Here is an 18860-nt window from a genome sequence, read left to right as displayed (position 1 = left end):
CTCAGCGCGGCAGCCCGAGAATCCGCTCGCCGGCCACGTTGCGCAGGATCTGCGTCGTACCCCCGGCGATCGAGAGGCAGCGCGTGTTGAGCTGCTCCCAGAGGTCGGCTGCCAGCGGGTCCCCGGACGTCTTGCTGATCGACCCGAGCACCGCGAGATCGTCGCCCTGGAGCTTCACGACCAGTTCCGAGGAGTCCTGACGGCTGCGGACGCCGAGCAGCTTGGCCACGCTCGACTCCGCGCCCGGGCCGTGCCCGCCGAGGGCGCGCAGCGTGGTGCGGACACCGAGCAGCGCGCACACGGTGGCGAGCGCCACCTGGTGACCGATCTGGACCCGGGCGACCGGTCCGAGGTCGCGGGAAGCGGCGATCTCGACCACGCGCTCCACACTCTTGGTGAGACGAGCACTGGCCATCGCCACCCGCTCGTTGGCCAGCGTCGTGCGGGCCAGCTTCCAGCCGTCGCCGGGCTCGGCCACGACGCAGTCGTCGGGCACGAACACGTCGTCGAGGAACACCTCGTTGAACAGCGCCTCGCCCGTGATCTCGCGCAGCGGCCGGACCTCGATCCCCGCGGACTTCATGTCCACGAGGAAGTAGGTGATGCCCTTGTGCTGCGGGACGTCCGGATCGGTCCGGGCCAGGCAGATGCCCCAGTCGGCACGCTCGGCCATCGAGTTCCACACCTTCTGGCCCGTCAGCCGCCAGCCGCCATCGACCCGCTCGGCGCGCATGCGCAGCGACGCCAGGTCGGAGCCCGAGCCCGGCTCGGAGAACAACTGGCACCAGACAAGGTCGCCCAGCAGGGACGGCAACGCGAAACGCTCACGCTGCGCGTCGGTGCCGTGGGCGAGGATCGTCGGGACCGCCCACCCGGCAATCACCAGGTCCGGTCGTACGACGCCCGCCCGGCCGAGCTCCTGGTCGATCACGATCTGCGTGGTGGGATCGGCGCCGAGCCCGTAGGGCGTGGGCCAGTGCGGCGTCAGGTAGCCCGTCTCCACGAGAGCCGCGCGCTGGTCGCCCGCCGGCAGGGCAGCGATGCGTTCGACAGCGGCTCGCACGTCAGGGCGGATCGCCTCGTCGCGCCCTTCGAGGTCGACGTCCACCTGACGTCGTACTCCGGCAACGGCGGCAGCGGTGAGGCGTTCGGCCGCGGCGTCGGCCGAGCCGACGAGGGCGCGCAGGCTCAGGGCGCGGCGGAAGTAGAGGTGAGCGTCGTGCTCGTGGGTGAAGCCGATGCCGCCGAGAACCTGGATGCAGCCCTTGGCCACCTCGACGGCTCCGTCGAAGCAGGTCGCCTGCGCGACGTCGACCGCGAACGCCCATTGCTCGGTGTCGTCGCCGTCGGCCGACGCTGCGGCGTCCCACGCAGCAGCCGTGACGGCCTCAGCGGTCTCGAGCATCTGGGCACAGAGGTGCTTGATGGCCTGGAAGGCGCCGATCTTCTGTCCGAACTGCTCGCGCACCTTGGCGTAGTCGACCGCGGTCTCCAGGCACCAGCGGGCGACCCCGGCAGCCTCAGCCGCGGCGAGGGTGACGGCGACCAGGCGCCGGTGGTCGTCGGGTTTCGAGGCTCGCTGTGCTCGCTCCTCAACCACCGGGGCGACGCGTGCGTGCCGTGCGGACAGGTCGATGCCCGCCTCGGTCGTCGCCTCGGCACTCTCGTCGAGCAGCAAGCGCTCGGCGCCCGTGCCGCCGTCCCACACCACGCCACCCGGGTGGACCTGGACGCCGTAGCGTCCGGGGTGGCCTTCCAACAGGCCACCGATGGCCGCACCGAGGAGGCCACCGGGAACGAGTTCGTGGGCGCACGCCTCGAGCGCGACCGCCTGGTCGAGGACCGTCCCTCCCCCGCCGCCGGCCGACTCGGGCACGGCGATCGTGGTCACGCCCATGACTTCGGCGGCCGACCAGACCTCGTCGAACCGGGCAGCGGCGTCGCCCTCGGCGGCGCGGGCCGCTGCGATCGGGTCGAGACTGGCCGCCCACTTGCGCAGGCTGTCGGCCAGTTCGACCTGGTCGTCGGTGATGCCGAGGGACATGGTGCTCCTTAGAACTAGAACCTGTTCTAACTCTACTAGAATGCGCCTGTGCCCGACACCATGCCGTCCGACCTGCTGGAACACGCGCGCCTCGCCAAGGGCTTCATGCCCGAGGACGAGGGCGATCTGCTCTACCGCGTGGCCCGCGAACGCCTCCCCCACGGCCCGGCCCTCGAGGTCGGCACCTACTGCGGGAAGTCCGGCATCTACCTCGGCGCGGCCGCGCGCGAGGTTGCGGCGACCGGAACGCCCGCCACGGTCTTCACCGTCGACCACCACCGCGGCTCGGAGGAGAACCAGGCCGGCTGGGAGCACCACGACACCACGGTGGTCGACCAGGAGTTCGGGCTGATGGACACCCTGGGCCAGTTCCGCAAGAACATCGCCCGCGCCGGCCTCGAGGACCACGTGGTCGCCATCGTCGGCCAGTCAACGACCGTCGCCGCGCACTGGCGCACGCCGCTCTCGCTGCTCTTCATCGACGGCGGGCACGGCGAGCAGCCCGCCCGCGACGACTTCCTTGGTTGGCCGCGCTGGGTCGACGCAGGTGGCTACCTCGCCATCCACGACGTCTTCCCCGACCCGGCCGAAGGCGGTCGCCCGCCCTACGAGCTGATCTACCTGCCCGCCCTGGCCAGCGGCCAGTTCACCGAGATCGACGTCGTCGGCTCGATGCGCATCCTCCAGCGCACGTCAGGCGTGGCTGGAGACCCTGTCGGGTGAGGGGCAGTCGCACTCGAGGGCAATCTCCTCGAAGTGCGGCGCCAGCGACGTCCCGCGCATGATCCCCGAGCCCGGCGTCGAGTGCCCGAAGGTCTCCCCGAGGGCATCGACGGCGAGCAGCACCGCCGCAGCGGTGTACGTCGTGTGTTCGACCGGCCAGTGCACGTTGCGGGGTTCGCCGTCGGAAGGACGCTTCGGGTCGTCGTACACCCAACCGGTCCAGTAGCGGCCGTCGTCCTCGCGCAGGTGCTGCATCTCGGTGAGCAGCGTCAACGCGCGGGCGTGGTCGCCGATGACGTCGAGCGCCATCGCGAGCTCGCAGGTCTCCGCGCCCGTGACCCAGGGGTTGGTGTCGACGCAGTGGATGCCGAGACCGGGCACGACGAAGTCGTTCCAGCGCCGGGCCAGCAGTTCGCGGGCGGCGTCGCCACGGACAGGACCGCCGAGGACCGGGTAGTACCAGTCCATGGAGTACGTCGACTTGTCCTCGAACAGGTCCGGGTGGGTACGCACGGCGTGACCGAGACGACCACCCGCCAGCTCCCACTCGGGCTGCGGGTCGTCCATCAGGTCCGCGAGGGCGACGCCCGCACGCAGTGAGTGATAGATGCTCGAGTTGCCCGTGAGCAGGCAGAAGTCATCGACCGGGGTCCAGCGAATGCCGCCGAAGCTCGTCTGGAGCGACACGACGAAGTCCAGGCCGGCTCGCACGGAGGGCCAGTACTTCCGGACGAAGGCGAGGTCGCGGCGCACCAGCCAGTGGTGCCACAGGCCGACGGCGAAGTACGCCGACATGTTGACCTCGCCGCGCTCGTCGTCGGCCACGCCGCCGACCAGCTTCATCGGCCACGAACCGTCGGCACGCTGGACAGTCGGGATCCAGGCGTAGGCGCGCTCGGCGGCCTCCACCTGTCCACCGATCAGCATCGCCATGGCGGCTTCGACGTGGTTCCAGATGTCGACGTGCTCGCCCGTGGTCCACGGAACGGCACCCCACGGCTCCTGCATCGCCGCGATCGCCGCAGCGGTGTCAGCAACCTGCTGCGCGCTGATCACGCCGTCGACGTACGGAAGGCGGCTCAGCGGAACCTCGGAGGTCACGCCCGTCATCCGGCGTCCGGCTTCCTGAAGTACAGGACCATGCTCTTGCCGATCACCGGGTCGAGCACCTTGCCGGCGACCTGCAGGGCCTTGGGCTGCTTCATGATCTCCCAGACCAGCAGCTTGTGGTACGCCTTCGCGAGCGGGTGGTTGTCGTTCTCGACGCCGACCGCGCACTTGATCCACCAGTACGGCGAGTGCAGGCCGTGGGTGTAGCTCTTGCCCTCGAAGAGCATCGCCTCACCGGGCGTGCCGTCGTTGAACCTGCCGCCCTTGGTGACCTTGTCGACCAGTTCGTGGTCGGTGTAGATCCTGATGTGGCCGCCCTCAGCGTTGTGATAGTCGGCCGAGAGGGTCCAGTTGATGACCTCGGGCAGCCACCGGGGCACGGTCACGGCCAGCGTTCCGCCTGGCCGCAGGACGCGGATCAGTTCGCGGATCGCCGCAACGTCTTCGTGGATGTGCTCGAGCACTTCGGAGCACACGATCCGGTCGAACTCACCGTCAGCGAAGGGCAGCGCGAGTGCGTCGCCCTGCTTGACGTCGGCCTCGGCGCCCTCGGGCACCTCGCCGGCTTCCTTCATCGCGACGAACAGGTCACGCACGCCCTCGAGCTCATCGGCGTCGAGGTCGAACGCGATCACGTCCGCACCGCGGCGGTACATCTCGAAGCTGTGGCGGCCGGCGCCGGCACCCATGTCGAGGACGCGGTCACCCGCCTTGAGGCCCAAGCGGTCGAAGTCAACGGTCAGCATGTCAGTTCTCCTCAAGCCTTCTTCTCGGCCATCTCGGCCTTGTATTCAGCGATCACGTCTTCGAGGACGGCCGCAGTGCTCACTGCGACAGCGGTCCAGCTGAACAGCTCCTTGACGCGGCGGCGTCCCGCGGCGCCCATCTCGGCGCGGCGTGTCGGGTCGTCCAGCAACCCGGCGAGCGCGGTGGTCAGCGCTCCCACGTCTCCGGGCTCCACCACATCCGCGCAGAGGCCGTCGGGGCCGACGACCTCGGGGATGGCGCCGGCACGCGAGACCACGAGCGGCGTCTCGCAGGCCATCAACTCGGCGGTCGGAAGCGAGAAACCCTCGTAGAGCGAGGGGACACAGGCCAACTCGGCCGAGCCCATCAGCGCGACCAGTTCGTCGTCGGTGAGACCGCTCGCGAACGAGACCCGATCGGCGATGCCGAGGCGGTCGATCAACTTCTCGGTGACGCCACCCTCCTTGGGCTTGGTCACGAGCACGAGCTCGAGGTCGCGTTCGACGACCAGCTTGGCAAAGGCCTCGAGCAGGACCGAGATGCCCTTCAGGGGCGCGTCGGCGCTGGCCATCGCGAGAACACGGCCCGGCACGCGTGGCTCGGTCGGCGGCACGAAGCGATCGTCGACGCCCAGCAGGATCGTCTCGATCCGGGCCGGGTCGACCTTGAACTCACGCACGATGTCGCGCTTGGACGACTCGGACGGCACCATCACCCGGCGCAGGCGGGGCGCAGTCCGCTTCTGCTGCGCGAGGAAGTGGTACCAACGCCACACGCCGATCTTCGGCAACTCGAAGCGCCACCTCGAACCGGCCTTGCGCTTGGCCCAGACGGCAGCGGCGAGCTCGATGCGGCGGTCCATGGTGATGGGGTGGTGGATGGTCGCCGCAAGCGGGAGACCGACCACCTCGGGGTCCTCGATGCCGAGCAGAGGCATGGCCAGGGTCTGGTTGTCGAAGACGATGTCGAAGTCGTCACGACGGCCCTTGAGCACCTTCACCACGCGCTTGCTGAAGGTCAGCGGCTCCGGGAAGGCGCCGCTGCGCATCGTGAGCCACTCCTCGACGTCGATCAGGTCGCGGTACTCGCTCGGTCGCGGGTTGCGGAACTCGTCGCCGGGCCGGTAGAGGTCGAGGCTCGGCACCTTCGTGAGCGTCACCCCCTCGTCGAGCTCCGGGTAGGGCTGACCGGAGAAAACCTCGACCGTGTGACCCAGGGCAGCGAGCTCCCGGGTCAGCCGGCGAATGTAGATCCCCTGACCGCCCACGTGCGGCTTGCTGCGGTAGGACAGCATTGCGATCCTCATCCGGATCTCCTATCTCATCTCACTGGGTACTGCTCAGGCGCTGGCTCATTTGCGCTGAGTCACGGCGCCGAGCTCCCGGTGGAGGCAGGGCCGAACAAAACTGGAACGTGTTTCTAATTATGCGCTACCTGCCAGTAGCCTATATCTGTGGTCCCCAGCGGACCGCAACGTCAGACCCACACAGGAGACACGGTGACCATCGCGAACTCGACGTCGACAGACGACCTTGGTTCTGCCGCGCAGCGTGATCGCCGCAAGCGGATCCTCGACGCCACCTACGAACTTGCCGCAGCCGGCGGCTTCGACGCGGTCCAGATGCGGGCGGTGGCCGAGCAGGCCGACGTCGCTCTGGGCACGCTGTACCGCTACTTCCCCTCGAAGATCCACCTGCTGGTCTCGGCCCTCGGCCGCCAGTTCGAGGAGACGGCTGTCCGCCTCAACGAGCGCGAGATCCCGGGCGACACCCAGGCCGACCGCGTGCTGTACGTCCTCAAGCGGATGGCTCGAGGCATGCAGGGTGACCCGAAGCTCACCGAGGCACTGACCCGGGCGTTCATGTTCGCCGACAGCAGCGTCGCCAACGAGATCCACGTCGTCGGCATGTCGATGACCTCGATCGTCACCCACGCCATGCACGGCGGCGTGCCGGTCGAGGGCTCGATCACCGACGAGGACGTCGCCGTGGCGCGCGTCCTCGGTGACGTGTGGCTCTCGGCGCTGGTCGCCTGGGTGACCGGCCGCTCCACCGCCGCGGAGACCGCTGCTCACATGGACACGGCCATTCACCTGATCCTCCGGGACTGACATCACGAAGCCTGGATCAGGCACCAAAGGCGTGCGTGCTCGTCACGCCGCCGTCGACTGCGATCTCGGCGCCGTTGATGTACGACGACTCTTCGCTGGCCAGGAACACGTAGACCGGCGCGATGTCCTCCGGGACACCGACCCGGCGCAGCGGCACCTTGCTGGCGCCGTACTCCATGGCGGCGTCGCCGCCGTGGACACGCGTCATCGGGGTGTCGATCATGCCGGGGTGCACCGAGTTGACCCGGATCCCCTTGGGGCCGAGCTCCATCGCAGCGCACTTGGTCATGCCCCGGATGGCCCATTTGGTGGCGGCGTACGCGGTGCAGGACGGCATGCCCGCGAGACCTTCGACCGACGACGCGTTGATGATCGAGCCGCCGCCGTTCTTGCGCATGGTGCGCGTGACGGCCTGCATGCCGAGGAAGACGCCGAGCTGGTTGACCCGCCACACGAGCTCGACCTCTTCGGCGGGCATCCGCTCGATGTCACCGAAGCGGAGGATGCCGGCGTTGTTGGCGAGCACGTTGACCGGGCCGAACCGGGTGTTGGCGTCCTCGACGAGCGCGGTCCACGACGCTGCGTCACTCACGTCGTGGTGCATGAAGTGGGCGCTGTCGCCCAGTTCGTCAGCGAGGGCCTGGCCCTCCTCCTTCGCCACATCGGCGATGACGACCTTGGCACCCTCGGCGACGTAGGCGCGCGCAATGGCAGCGCCCTGGCCCTGTGCGCCACCAGTGACGATGGCGATCTTGTTCTCCAGACGACCCATGGTGTTTCCCTGCCTTCAGACGGTCAGTTGCATGATCGAGTCGGCCGCGAATCCGACGGCCGGGTCGCGGTCGGCGAAGAAGTCGCCGAGCTGCTTGTCGAGGTCCTCACCGGTCCACATGTCACCGGACTTGTCGAAGCGCTGCTCGACGACGGGGGCTGCCACGAGGGCGACCATGCCGCCGTACACGACGAAGACCTGGCCGGTGATCCTCTCGGCGGCCGGCGAGGCGAGGTACGCCACGACCGGCGCGACGTGGTCCGGCGAGTACGGGTCGACCTGGAGGCCGGACTGGTCCTCTCCGAAGACCTGGGCCGTCATCGCGGTGCGCGCCCGGGGGCAGATCACGTTCGCGCGGACGCCGATCCGGCTCAGTCCGCGGGCCGTGGACAACGTCAGCGCAGTGATGCCCGCCTTCGCTGCCGCGTAGTTGGCCTGCCCGGGTGAGCCACCCAGGAACGCCTCCGACGCCGTGTTGACGATGCTGCCGTACGTCGTGCCGGACTCGCTCTCCTTCGCCCGTCCACGCCAGTACGACGCCGCGTTGCGCGAGAGCAGGAAGTGACCACGCAGGTGGACGGCGATGACCGCGTCCCACTCGTCGTCGGCCAGGTTGAACAGCATCCGGTCGCGCGTCATGCCGGCGTTGTTGACGACGATGTCGAGACTGCCGAAGCCCTCGACTGCTGCGGTCATCAAGGCGTCAGCCGTGCTGCGCTGACTGATGTCGCCCTCGACGACGACAGCTTCACCCCCGAGCGAACGGATCTCGTCGACGGCGTCGTCGCCCGCTCCGGCGAGGTCGTTGATGACGACCTTCGCACCCGCTGCGGCCAGGGCCAGCGCCTCGGCGCGGCCAAGACCGGCACCTGCTCCGGTGACGACAGCGACCTTGCCCTCGAGCGACGTGCCCTCCGCCGTGCTCATTCCTCCACCAACGTGATGGCAGCGCGCGGGCAGGCCGCAACAGCCTTCCGGACGTTGTCGATGTTCTCGTCCGTGGTCTGCTCGGTGTGCATCTGGAGGAAGTCGTCGTCGTCCAGCTCGAACACCTCAGGCGCCATGGCCTCGCACAGTCCGTTGGACTCGCAGAGGTCGAAGTCGACCTTGATCTTCATCTCTGTCATGCCTTTCAGGTCATCTTCCGGTGGTCCCAGGAGGCGACCTTGTCGGGGTGGATGATCACGCCCACCCGCTTGGTCGCCTGCTTCTCGACGGTCTCGCGACCAAAATCTCCGAGCGCCTCGAACGACTCCGCGTTGAGCATCCGGGTCGCCACGGCAGAGCCGATGTCGAAAATCGTTTCGTAGTCGCGCACGATCTCGGCCCGGCCCTCGATCGACACCCCGCGCAGCTCGAAGTAGTCGACGCCGTCCTCCACGAGGGCGGTCACCCGCGGGTCCCGCTCCAGGTTGAGGATCTTCTGGCTGCGTCCGTAGGTCCAGAACGCGATCTTGCCCTCGCGCACGACATAGAACAGCGTGGTCAGGTGCGGGTGTCCGTCGTGGCCATTGGCCGCGACCTGGACCTTGAGGTTCTCCCCCAGCAGGCCCGCAACCTCGTCCTCGGTCAACTGCACCTTGGTGCGTCCAGCGCTCATGATCAGCTTCCTTCCGAGGAGTGGCCCGGGAACACGTGGGCACTCGGGTCGATGACGACGGCGGCGTTGTTGACCGCGGTGGCTGCCTCACCGAAGCCCACGGCGATCAGGCGGACCTTGCCGTCGTACTCGGTGATGTCGCCGGCGGCGAACACCCGCGGCAGGCTCGTGCGCATGGCTGCGTTGACCACGATGTGACGTCGGTGGGTCTCGAGACCCCACTGCTGGAGGGGACCGAGGTCGGCGACGAAGCCCAGGGCCGCGACGACGGCCTGCGCCGGCCGGATCTCCGCCACACCGTCGACGGCGATCTCGACCTCGGCAAGTTCACCGTCCGCGCCGCCCGCGGCGTCGCGGAGCGCAGTGACCTCGGCTTTGGTGACGAACTGGGTCGACGATGCGCGGACCTGCTCGACGGTGCGTTCGTGGGCGCGGAACGCGTCACGGCGGTGCACCAGCGTCACGGAGCGCGCGATCGGCTCCAGGTGCAGAGCCCAGTCGAAGGCGCTGTCTCCCCCGCCGACGATGACGACGTCCTTGTCGGCGTACGGCGCAAAGCTGGGCACGAAGAACTCGACACCTCGCCCGATCCAGCCTTCGGCTGCCGGGAGCGGGCGCGGGCTGAACTTGCCGATTCCGGCGGTGATGATCAGCGCCTTGGCGTGCACAACGGTGCCGTCGTCGAGGGTCAGACGGACACCAGTCTCCTCGTCGGTCACGAGCTCGAGCGCGGTCCGGCCCAGCAACTGGATCGGGTCGGCCGTCAGCGCCTGGGCGACGAGCCCGTCCACGAGGTCACGACCCTTGACGTTGGGGAAGCCCGCGACGTCCAGGATCGCCTTCTCCGGGTACATCGCGGTGATCTGGCCACCGAGCTCCGGGAGCGAGTCGATCAGCGCGACCCGCAGCCCACGGAAGCCGGCGTAGTAGGTCGCGAACAGCCCCGTGGGGCCGGCGCCGACGATGACGACGTCGCACTCGACGTTCTCAGAGGTGGCCACCACAGAACTGTAACGTGTTCTAGTTGGTCTTGTCTCGCCGCTGATCCGTGTCGAGACCATCGACGAGCCAGCCCTGATCGGTGTGCACCATCGTGACCAGCACCTTGAAGGGCGTCACCACGGTCTCCGGCTTCCCGTCGCGTTCCCGCGACACCACCTGGTTGAGGAAGACCAGCGCCTGCAGCCGGGTCCGGTTGGCCCGGACGACACCCTGCGCCACGACGTTGGCCTGGACCACCGTCTTCTGGAGGACGAACTGCTCCTTGATGTCGCTGGCGGTGGTGCGGTACTGCCCCTCGAACTTCGAGGTCATCACCTTGGCGGCAGCGTCGATCTCGGCGTCGTACTTCTGGTAGTCGACCGCGACGATGTCCTGGGCAGCCTTGGCGGCCGCCTCGACACCTTCGAGCGTGGAGATCTCGGAGGCCACGACCGGTCGACCGTCGGGCACGGTGATCTCACCTGCGGTGTCGGTGACCTTGGGCGCCGGGTCGTCCTCGGTCAACTTCAGGATCCCGAACCACACGGCCTGGGCGAAGAGGATCACGGCGACGACGACAAGAGCAATGACGAGGCGCCGGGTGGTCCGTGGCCGAGCCAGCAGACCGGGCTCACCGGAGTCGTCACTGGACTCGTCATCAGCCTTGTCGGCGACTTCGGGAGTCGACTTCTCGGACGCGGTGACGCGCTCGGACTTGCGGACGCTGAGCCGGGGCTCGCGGGCGGCCTTGGTCTCGGCGGCCGGGGCGGCTTCCTCGGTCTCGACGACCTCGTCGGTCGCGACGACCTCGTCCGGGCGAGCGTTGGCGGCCTGGCCGGCCAGCTTGCGCGGTCGGGGCGTGGTGCCCCGCGAACTCGCGGGGCGTCGGGGTGTGGGGCGACTCATGGGGAAACTCCTCAGCCCAACTGCACGTACTGGAGATCACGGGTGAGCCAGCGATCCTTGACCAGTTCCAGTTCGACCTGGATCCGGTAGTTGCGCGCCTCTTCCTTGAACTCCGTTGTCTTGTTGGTGACCGTGCCGCTGGTGGCAACGATCACGGTGGCCGAGTCGTTGTCACCGGCCACGAGTCCGGACCAGACGACCTCAGCGACCATGCTGGACTGGGCCTCGCTGGCCAACTTCTTCAGACCCGAGACGCCCTTGTTGTACTCCGTGAGGAAGTCGCCGGTCGACATCGACTGCACCGACTTGATGGTGGCGTCAGGCTCCTTGTAGCTGAAGTTCACGAACGCGTTGACCATCTTCGTCGCGGCCTCGAGTTGCGCGGCGACCCGCTCCTGCTCGGTGTCCTTGGCCAGCGGGACCGCCTGGACGATGCCGCGGCCGACGTCCTGGCCGGCACCGGGCACCACGTCGACACCGTCGACGCGCGAGTCCAGCTCCGACTTCAACGCGAGCCCGACCAGAACGGCCATGCAGGCGAAGATGACGATCGCGGCATACAGCGCGATGTTGAGACGTGCGCGGCTGCGTTCCTCGGTCAGAGCCGGGATCACCGGCTCGCCACCGGACCCACCAACAGCCACTTCCACGCATCCCCTCCCAGGACGGACAGGTTCTCCGGCTGCATCAACTTCACCGGGTTCCCTGCTGTGTCGACCAGTCCGGGCACAGCGCCGGTGGACGGGTCGTAGGTGCCACTGTAGACGCGGCCCGGGGACGCCCGGTTCTTGCGGTTCGCCGGGGCGTACTTGCTGCCCCGCATGGCGTACGGCGCGGGCGCCGTACAGCTCACGTCGGCTGCCTCCACATCGGTCAGGTCCTGCGTGGAACGCCAGTCCGCGGGCGGCACATAGCCCTTGGTGCAGGGCGGGACGCTGTAGTCGAACTGCAGGTTGACGTGGCCGTAGCCGTCGGCCGTACTGCCGGTCGGACCACCCGAGATCAGGGCCGGGTAGGTGACGAGCAACTGCTCGAGCCCGTCGATCTCCGTCACCAGGATCTGGTCGATCGTGACGAGGTCGCCGAAGAGGATCGGCAGGGTCGGCTCCAGCTCCTTCAGCAGACTGGTCAGCTCGCGCGCGGCACCCGGGGTGGCGCTGAGGACGGTGCGCAGGCTGCCGTCGTTCTCGCGCAGCATCGTCGTCACCGTGTTCAGGTCGGCGGCGAACTTGCGAATGTTCTCCTTCTGGCCCTGCTGCGTGCGCAGGACCGTCAGGCCGTCGTTCAGCAGCGCAATCGTCTCGTCGGTGTGCTCGCTGGCCTCGGCGATGAACTTCGAACCGCCGTCGAGCAGACGCTGCAGGTCTGCCCCGGTGTCGTTGAACATCACGCCGAGTTCCTCGACGACCTTCTGCAGGCTGTCCTTGTCGACCGACTGGACGAACTGGTTGAGGTCGACCAGCAGGTCGCCCTCGTCTACCGGCAGCGAGTCGTCGTTGCCGATGAACTTCGACCCGTCCTTCGCGTACGGGCCCTTGTCGTCAGCAGGCTGGAAGTCGAAGTACTGCTCACCGACGGCGGAGAGGTTGTGCACCGAGATCGCCGAGTCGAGCGGGACCTTGGCGTCGTGTTCCAGGGCAAGGGTCAGGTCGATGCCCTCCTCGGTCGGCACAACCCTGGAGACCTTGCCGATCTTGACGCCCCGGTAGGTCACCTCGCTGCCCTCGAAGATGCCGCCCGAGCCGGGCAGGGTGGCCGTGACCGTGAGGCCCCGACCGGTCACCTTGTCGACGAGACCGAGGTAACTAGCCGTGATGTAGGTGATGCCCACCGCGCTCAGCACGACGAAGGCCATCAGCCGGATCCGTACGCCGCGCGTCATGCGGTCGCTCCCAACAGGCTCTCGGTGCTGCTGTTGTTGTACGACGGTTCGACGCCGGCCAGGCCGCGGGTCAGTCCGCCCAGTGGGCCGTCCGCGCCGAGCAGACCGTTCTTGAGCAGGTCGTTCAGGTCCAGGGTCGGCAGCGAGTTCAGCAACTTGCAGACCGGGCTGGTCTTCAGGGCCGCCGTCTTGCACTGGTCCTGCAGGTCCTTGAGCAGGTTGACGTCGTTGAGCACCTTCGCGCACGCGGTACCGAGAAGGTTCCCGCTCCGCAGGCACCGGGTCACCTGGTCCAGCACTTCCCCGAGGTCGGGCAACTGGATCTCCGGGAGCCCCAGCGTCTTGTAGAGGTTCGCGATGTCGAGGTCGGCACGGATGATCGTGTCGGCGTAGTCGCCCTCGACGATCTTGTTGGCCGACTGGGGGAACGGGAAGCTCACCAGCAGGTTGAGGCCGGGCGCGAGCTGCTCGTCGGCCTCGGTCAGCTTGCGCAGGACGGGGCTGAGGTCCTTGAGGATGCTCAGCACGTCCTCCTTGCTCGCGTTGATGACGCGGGTGCCCACCTTGCCCAGCTTGTCGAGCGCGTCGAGCATCGCGATGAGTTCCTCGTGCTGCGCGGCGAGCACCTTGATCGCGGGGCCGGTGGCGTCGAGCGCTTCGCCGATGGTGTCCTTCTCGGCATTGAGCTTGGTGGTCAGGTTGTTCATCGACTGGAGCGCGTTGATGATGTCGACCTTCTGCTGGTCGATGGTTCCCACCACCGAGTCCAGGGACGACAGCAGGTTGCGCAACCGGTCCTCGCGACCGGACATGACCTGGTTGGCCTCGTGCACGATCGTGCCGAGTTGGGCCACGCCGCCGCCGCTGAGCAGGAACGAGAGGGCGCCGAGCACTTCCTCGACCTCCGGGTTGCGGCCGGTCTGCGCGAGCTGGATGGTGTCGCCCTCGGCCAGGCGACCGGTGGCCGCCTGCTCCTTCGGGGCTTCCAGGGCGACGTACTTCTCACCCAGGAGGGAGACCTGCCGGATGTCGGCGATCACGTTGTCGGGGAGCTTCACGTCCTTGCGCAGGATCAGGGTCACCTTGGCATTCCAGCCAGCCCGTTCGACCTCGGTCACCTCGCCGACGACGACGTCGTCGACCATGACCGGGGACCTCGGGACCACGTTCAGGACGTCCTTGAAGTAGGCCGTGATCTCGAAGGCGTCGTCGGCATCGACCGGGTGCCCGGGCAGGGGCAGGTCGTAGGCGCCGTCGAAGTCACAGCCGGTGAGCAGCACCGTGCCGGCCAGGAGTGCAGCTGCACCCCGGGCCCAGCCGCGCAGGCGTGGGGTCCTCACTGTCCACCTCCCAGCAGGTTCTCGACGGAGGCGTTGTCGCCGGTCGAGTAGGAGACCTCGGTGACCTCGGGGCGCCGGATGCCCTGCTTGGTGTCGACCTGCTTGGGCAGGTACGACTTGTACTCGGGCGGCAGCCACGGCAGCTGGCTGACGATCGGCTCGAGCAGCTTCTCGATCAGATCGCAGGTGGTGTCCTTGAGCGCGGCGGGCATGCCCGGCTGCTGCTGGATCACCGCGCAGAGGAAGCCGTCGGCGTCCCAGATCTGCCCGCCGATGCCGATCCGCGAGTTCTGCGAACCGCTGACGTGGTCGAAGCCCATGTGCAGGTTGCCCATGGCCACGGGTGCGACCTCCATCGCCTTCTTCAGGTTGTCCTTCTCCGACACGATGGTGCTCAGCACTTCGGTGAGCTTCTCGACGTCGGTGACGAAGGCGTCGCGGTTGTTCTTCACGAAGGACTCGACGCTGCCGACGGCCTGGGCGACCGCAGTCACGGCCTGCTCGAGTTCGTCGCTCTCCTCGGCGAGCATCGCCGAGACACCGGTGAGGTCCTGCATGAACGCACGCACCAGCGTGTCGTTCTCCGCGAGGGTCCGGGTGAACTCCGCGAGGTAGGTCACCGTCTCGAACAACGGGCCGGCGCCGTCACCGAAGGTCTCGGCTGCCTGCGCGAGGTCACGGATCATCTGGTTGCCCTTGGTGCCCTGCCCCGAGAAGGCCTTCTCCCCCGCCGCCAGCAGGTGGTCGAGAGTGCCGTCGGCGTTGACCCCGTTGGGGCCGAGCGCCTGGGTCAGGGACTGGAGGCTGGCGTAGATGCGGTCGAGCTCGACCGGCACCCCGGTCTGCGGCAGCGCGATGTCGGCACCATCCGCCATCACGTCGCCGCCGACGTACACGGGCGTGAGCTGGACGAACCGGTCAGCGACCAGGGTGGGGGTCACGATGACGGCTTGCGCTCCCGCCGGGATCTTGTACGACGCGTCGTACTCCATCTCGACCCGGACCGAGTTGCCGGCGGGGATCACCGCAGTCACCTTGCCGACGTTGACACCGAGGACCCGGACGTCGGTGCCCTTGTAGACGCTGACAGCACGCGGGAAGTTCGCCGTGACCGTCTTCATCTCCTTCGGCGAGTTGAAGACGTTGATCATGACGCCGACGAGAAGGACCACCCCGACGAGGATCAACACCCGTCGGTCGATGCGCTTGAAGATCGAGGAAACCATCGTCATCACTCCGGGAATCCAGGCAGGAACTCACCGGTGGGCAACGCCAGCAGGTTGGCCGCATAGGCGTCGAACCACGGGCCGGTGCCGATGATGTTGGACAGGATGGAGACGTACGGACCGAGGGCCGCGAGCGTCTCCTTGAGCTTGTTCTTCTTGCCGGTCAGGAAGGTCACCAGACCATTGACCTCCTTGAGGGCCGGTCCGATCTGCTTCTCGTTGTCCTTGACCAGGCCCCGGAGTTCCTGGGCCAGGAGGCGCGCGTTGACGAGCAGGTCGTGGACGGCGGCCTGGCGCTTGGTGAGTTCCTGGAAGACCAGATCACTGCTCTTCATCAGCTGGACGATGTCGTCGCTGCGCTCGGACAGGACCTTGGTGACCTCCTTCGAGCTCGCAAAGAGGGTCTGGATCTCCTCGTCCCGCGAGGCGACGCTGCGCGAGAGGCGTGCGATGCCGTCGAAGGACGCCTGGATCTCGGGGGCGGAGACGTCGAGGGTGTCGGCGACGGTGTCCAGCGCTTCGGAGAGCTGCTGGGTGTCGATCTCCTCGGTCGTGTTCGTCAGGTCGCTGAACACGCCGACGATGTCGTAGGCCGACTCGGTGCGCTCGACCGGAATGGTGCCGCCCTCAGCGAGCTGACCCTTGCCGACCGGCTGCACGTCGAGGTACTTCTCCCCGAGCAGGTTGAGGACCTCGATCGAGGCGGTGCTGTCCTTGCCGAAGTCGACGTCACCGTCGAGGTCGAACTTCACCAGGACCTTGTCGCCGTCGAGCGTGACGTCACTGACGCGGCCGACCCGGATCCCGCCCACCTGGACGATGTTGCCCTTGTGGATCCCGCTGGCGTCACTGAACTCGGCGTAGTACGTGGTGCCCCGGAAGCCCGGGAACTTGCCCAGGTTGAAGGTCGCCGCGGAGATCAACGTCATCAACACGAGGGTGATCACGCCGAGGCGCAGAACGCGTGCATCGCTTGCCCGGGCCATCAGTTCTGACACCTCGGTGCGCTGGAGTGGAAGTTGATGTCGCCGATGTACTTCTGGATCTCCTTGAGGATCGGCAGATCCGCAATCACAGGGAGCCTGATCTTCGCCGAGAAGCCGCAGACGTAGTACTGGTACCAGGAGCCGTAGGTACCGGTTCGCGTCTGGTCCTGCATCGTCTCGGGCATCCGGTCCAGGAGTTGCGAGAGGTTCGCGCGGTTCTCCGGCTTGTTGAGGAGCTTGGACAGCGCGCGCAGGGCGGCGATGTCCTCCTTGAGCAGCGGACGGCCGCGGCGCAACAGGTCGGCCACCGTCACGGTGAGCTGGGAGATGTTGTCCAGGGAGGACCCGATGGTGTTGCGGTCCTTCGCCAGGTCGGTCATCCAGTCCTTGAGTTCGATCACCAGGGTGCTGAGCTGGTCGTGGCGCTCGTCGACGGTCTTCAGCGTCTGGCTCAGGTTCGTGACCACGTCACCGATCAGCGCGTCGCGATCCGCAAGCGTGCCCGTGAGCGACGCGGTGTGGGCCAGCAGGCTCTTCACCGTGCCGCCCTCCCCCTGCAGGACCTGCACCAGGTTCATGCTGAGCTCGTTGACCTGGTCGGGGCTGAGCGCGGCGAACAGGGGCTTGAACCCGTCGAAGAGCACGGTCAGGTCGAGGGCCGGCTTCGTGTGGTCGACCGGGATCGTGGCTCCGGACTCCAGCGGACGCGCGTCCTCGGAACCGGTGCCCGCCTCGAGCGCCATGTAGCGGTCGCCGACGAGGTTGAGGAACCGGATCTCGGCCCGCGAGGCGGTCGTCATCTTCACGCCGGTGTCGACCTTGAACGTCACGATCGCCTGCGACCGGTTGTGGTGCTCGACCTTCTTGACCTCGCCGACGTTGACGCCCGCGACGCGTACGTCGTCGCCCTTCGACAGCGACGTCGCATTGGTGAAGATGGCCCGGAACTCGTTGCGGTCACCGAAACCGATGTTGCCCATGATCACAGCCAGCAGGCCGGTCACGAAGATGGACACCAGGGTGAAGATGCCGAGCTTGATCGCAGCGGCGTACGTCGGGGCGTTCCGCTGACGGCGCAGGTTCGCCTCGGTGGGAAGACTGCTCATCCGGCCGCCTGCCCTTCACGGACAACAGGCCCGTACAGCAGGGAGCCCAGGGCGCCGTACGCCTCGGGGGTACGGCCGCTGTCACCAGCGAGCATCGCGTTGAGGACCTCCTGCTCGCCGGCGCTGCCGGCGTAGCCACTGTCGATGTGTGCGGCGGGGTTCGGGTTGGGCAGGCCGGGGATCGGGAACGGGAGGTACCCGCCCTTCTCGTCGATGTCGGAGCCCTGGTCGAGCGTCTTCTGGTCGGCCGGAACCTTGAACGACGGCAGGCCCGCACACCACGGTCCGTGCCCGACCTCGCCGTACTCCGGGAGGTCGCGCTCGTCGTAGGGCCGGAACTGCGGCGTGAAGAACTCCATGTACTGCTTGACGACGTTGCCCTCGAACGTCTTGGAGAGGATCGGCTCGTAGTTGGCCGCACCGCGGATCAGGCAGGGGAACTCGGGTGAGTACCGCGCCAGGAGTGCGATGACCGGCGCAGTGACCTGGCCCATCCGGATCAGGTTCTGCTCGTTGTCACCGAGGATGCGGCGCGAGGTGTTCGCCAGACCGGTGAGGTCGGAGAAGAAGACGTCGAGGTCGGCGGCCTTCTCCGTCACCGTCTTGCTGCTCACGGTGACGTTGTCGAGCACGTCGAGCAGGTCAGGCGCCGCGAGGTCGTAGGCGTCGGCCACTTCGGCGAGCGCGATCAGGTCCTTGCGCAGGGTCGGCAGGGATTCGTCGATCGCACCGATGTACTGGCCGAGCTGGTCCATCGTCTCTCCGATGTCCTCGCCACGGCCCTCAAGCGCGGTCAACAGCGCGTTGAGGGTGGCGTTGAGGTCAGCAGGACGCACCGCACGCAGCAGCGGGAACAGGTCAGCGAGGATCTGGCTGAGCTCGACGTTGGTCTCGACCCGGTCCGACGGGATCACGTCGCCGTCCTTGAGCGGGGTCTCCGACGCAGCCTCCGGCCGGATCAGCGCCACGAACTTCTGGCCGAACAACGTCGTGGGCAGGATCTGCACCTCGACGTTCGCCGGGATCTTCGTGGCCGCATCGGGCTCGATGGCCAGGGTGATCTCGGCCTCTTCGCCGTCCTGGGAGATCTTGTCGACCCGTCCGACGAGCGCACCGTTGAGACGCACGTCGCCGAACTTCGCCAACTGCAGGCCGGCGCGGTCCGCCTTCACGGTGACGATGGTGCTGTTGTCGAACGTCTTGTTGTAGATCGCGATCGACAGCCAGAGCAGCAGCGCGATGACGCTGAGGAAGACGACACCAGCGACCAGGAGCCGGTTGTGCTCCTTCGCGCTGTCGTGGTGGATGTTCACCAGCACGGCAGGAC

The 18860-nt window shown here is 67.6% G+C and carries 19 protein-coding genes; 2 read left to right on the top strand and 17 right to left on the bottom strand.

Annotated elements, in window-relative coordinates:
* Position 1: 1 nt before the first annotated feature.
* Complete coding sequence (locus HRC28_RS13900; RefSeq protein WP_182376097.1) at positions 2-2044, bottom strand: acyl-CoA dehydrogenase family protein; 2043 nt, start codon at positions 2042-2044, stop codon at positions 2-4.
* A gap of 48 nt (positions 2045-2092) precedes the next feature.
* Here HRC28_RS13900 and HRC28_RS13895 point away from each other — a divergent pair, with 48 nt between their 5' ends.
* Positions 2093-2767, top strand: a complete 675-nt coding sequence (locus tag HRC28_RS13895; RefSeq protein ID WP_237111482.1) for a class I SAM-dependent methyltransferase — start codon at positions 2093-2095, stop codon at positions 2765-2767.
* On the opposite strand, the gene HRC28_RS13890 is transcribed toward HRC28_RS13895, so the two are convergent.
* The 3 genes from HRC28_RS13890 to HRC28_RS13880 are packed head-to-tail and all read right to left on the bottom strand — an operon-like array spanning position 2738 to position 5930.
* Complete coding sequence (locus HRC28_RS13890) at positions 2738-3868, bottom strand: prenyltransferase (protein WP_237111481.1); 1131 nt, start codon at positions 3866-3868, stop codon at positions 2738-2740. The two genes, HRC28_RS13895 and HRC28_RS13890, sit on opposite strands and share 30 nt — an antisense overlap.
* Positions 3869-3873: 5 nt before the next feature.
* Positions 3874-4623, bottom strand: coding sequence for a class I SAM-dependent methyltransferase (locus HRC28_RS13885; protein WP_182376095.1), 750 nt, complete (start codon positions 4621-4623; stop codon positions 3874-3876).
* An 11-nt stretch (positions 4624-4634) separates the two neighbouring features.
* Positions 4635-5930 carry a glycosyltransferase family 4 protein gene (locus tag HRC28_RS13880; RefSeq protein WP_182376094.1) on the bottom strand — a complete coding sequence of 432 codons (1296 nt, stop codon included), beginning with the start codon at positions 5928-5930 and terminating at the stop codon, positions 4635-4637.
* A gap of 192 nt (positions 5931-6122) precedes the next feature.
* Here HRC28_RS13880 and HRC28_RS13875 point away from each other — a divergent pair, with 192 nt between their 5' ends.
* Positions 6123-6734 (top strand): TetR family transcriptional regulator, encoded by a 612-nt coding sequence (locus tag HRC28_RS13875; protein ID WP_182376093.1) that lies wholly within the window; start codon positions 6123-6125, stop codon positions 6732-6734.
* Between the two features lie 16 nt (positions 6735-6750).
* Here HRC28_RS13875 and HRC28_RS13870 read toward each other — a convergent pair whose 3' ends face one another.
* From HRC28_RS13870 to HRC28_RS13810, 13 genes are read right to left on the bottom strand one after another with little or no spacing between them, the layout of a single operon-like run.
* Positions 6751-7506: a glucose 1-dehydrogenase gene (locus HRC28_RS13870; RefSeq protein WP_182376092.1), complete on the bottom strand. Its 756-nt coding sequence runs from the start codon at positions 7504-7506 to the stop codon at positions 6751-6753.
* Between the two features lie 15 nt (positions 7507-7521).
* Positions 7522-8433, bottom strand: coding sequence for a 3-oxoacyl-ACP reductase (locus tag HRC28_RS13865; RefSeq protein ID WP_182376091.1), 912 nt, complete (start codon positions 8431-8433; stop codon positions 7522-7524).
* Positions 8430-8633: a ferredoxin gene (locus tag HRC28_RS13860; RefSeq protein WP_182376090.1), complete on the bottom strand. Its 204-nt coding sequence runs from the start codon at positions 8631-8633 to the stop codon at positions 8430-8432. The genes HRC28_RS13865 and HRC28_RS13860 overlap by 4 nt, the downstream gene beginning before the upstream one ends.
* Positions 8634-8638: 5 nt before the next feature.
* Positions 8639-9106: a pyridoxamine 5'-phosphate oxidase family protein gene (locus HRC28_RS13855; protein WP_182376089.1), complete on the bottom strand. Its 468-nt coding sequence runs from the start codon at positions 9104-9106 to the stop codon at positions 8639-8641.
* Positions 9107-9108: 2 nt separating this feature from the next.
* A complete protein-coding gene (locus HRC28_RS13850; RefSeq protein WP_237111480.1) occupies positions 9109-10107 on the bottom strand; it encodes an NAD(P)/FAD-dependent oxidoreductase in 999 nt (332 codons plus the stop codon).
* Positions 10108-10126: 19 nt separating this feature from the next.
* A complete protein-coding gene (locus tag HRC28_RS13845; RefSeq protein ID WP_182376087.1) occupies positions 10127-10993 on the bottom strand; it encodes a hypothetical protein in 867 nt (288 codons plus the stop codon).
* Positions 10994-11004: 11 nt separating this feature from the next.
* Positions 11005-11643, bottom strand: a complete 639-nt coding sequence (locus tag HRC28_RS13840; RefSeq protein WP_182376086.1) for a hypothetical protein — start codon at positions 11641-11643, stop codon at positions 11005-11007.
* Entirely contained in the window at positions 11604-12875 is a 1272-nt protein-coding gene (locus HRC28_RS13835; RefSeq protein ID WP_182376085.1) for an MlaD family protein, read from the bottom strand. Before HRC28_RS13835 ends, HRC28_RS13840 begins: the two co-directional genes overlap by 40 nt.
* Positions 12872-14215, bottom strand: a complete 1344-nt coding sequence (locus HRC28_RS13830) for an MCE family protein (protein WP_237111479.1) — start codon at positions 14213-14215, stop codon at positions 12872-12874. The genes HRC28_RS13835 and HRC28_RS13830 overlap by 4 nt, the downstream gene beginning before the upstream one ends.
* Complete coding sequence (locus HRC28_RS13825; RefSeq protein ID WP_182376084.1) at positions 14212-15447, bottom strand: MCE family protein; 1236 nt, start codon at positions 15445-15447, stop codon at positions 14212-14214. Before HRC28_RS13825 ends, HRC28_RS13830 begins: the two co-directional genes overlap by 4 nt.
* Positions 15447-16427 (bottom strand): MlaD family protein, encoded by a 981-nt coding sequence (locus HRC28_RS13820; protein ID WP_182376083.1) that lies wholly within the window; start codon positions 16425-16427, stop codon positions 15447-15449. The genes HRC28_RS13825 and HRC28_RS13820 overlap by 1 nt, the downstream gene beginning before the upstream one ends.
* Positions 16427-17533, bottom strand: coding sequence for an MCE family protein (locus HRC28_RS13815; protein ID WP_182376082.1), 1107 nt, complete (start codon positions 17531-17533; stop codon positions 16427-16429). Before HRC28_RS13815 ends, HRC28_RS13820 begins: the two co-directional genes overlap by 1 nt.
* The gene (locus tag HRC28_RS13810) at positions 17530-18852 is read right to left on the bottom strand and encodes an MCE family protein (RefSeq protein WP_182376081.1); all 1323 of its coding nucleotides are present in this window, start codon (positions 18850-18852) and stop codon (positions 17530-17532) included. Before HRC28_RS13810 ends, HRC28_RS13815 begins: the two co-directional genes overlap by 4 nt.
* Between the last annotated feature and the right edge of the window lie 8 nt (positions 18853-18860).

This window comes from Nocardioides sp. WS12 (assembly GCF_014108865.1).
Lineage (GTDB): Bacteria > Actinomycetota > Actinomycetes > Propionibacteriales > Nocardioidaceae > Nocardioides.
The sequence above is the reverse complement of the archived record's forward strand: the minus strand, read 5'-3'. Positions and strand labels throughout refer to the sequence as shown.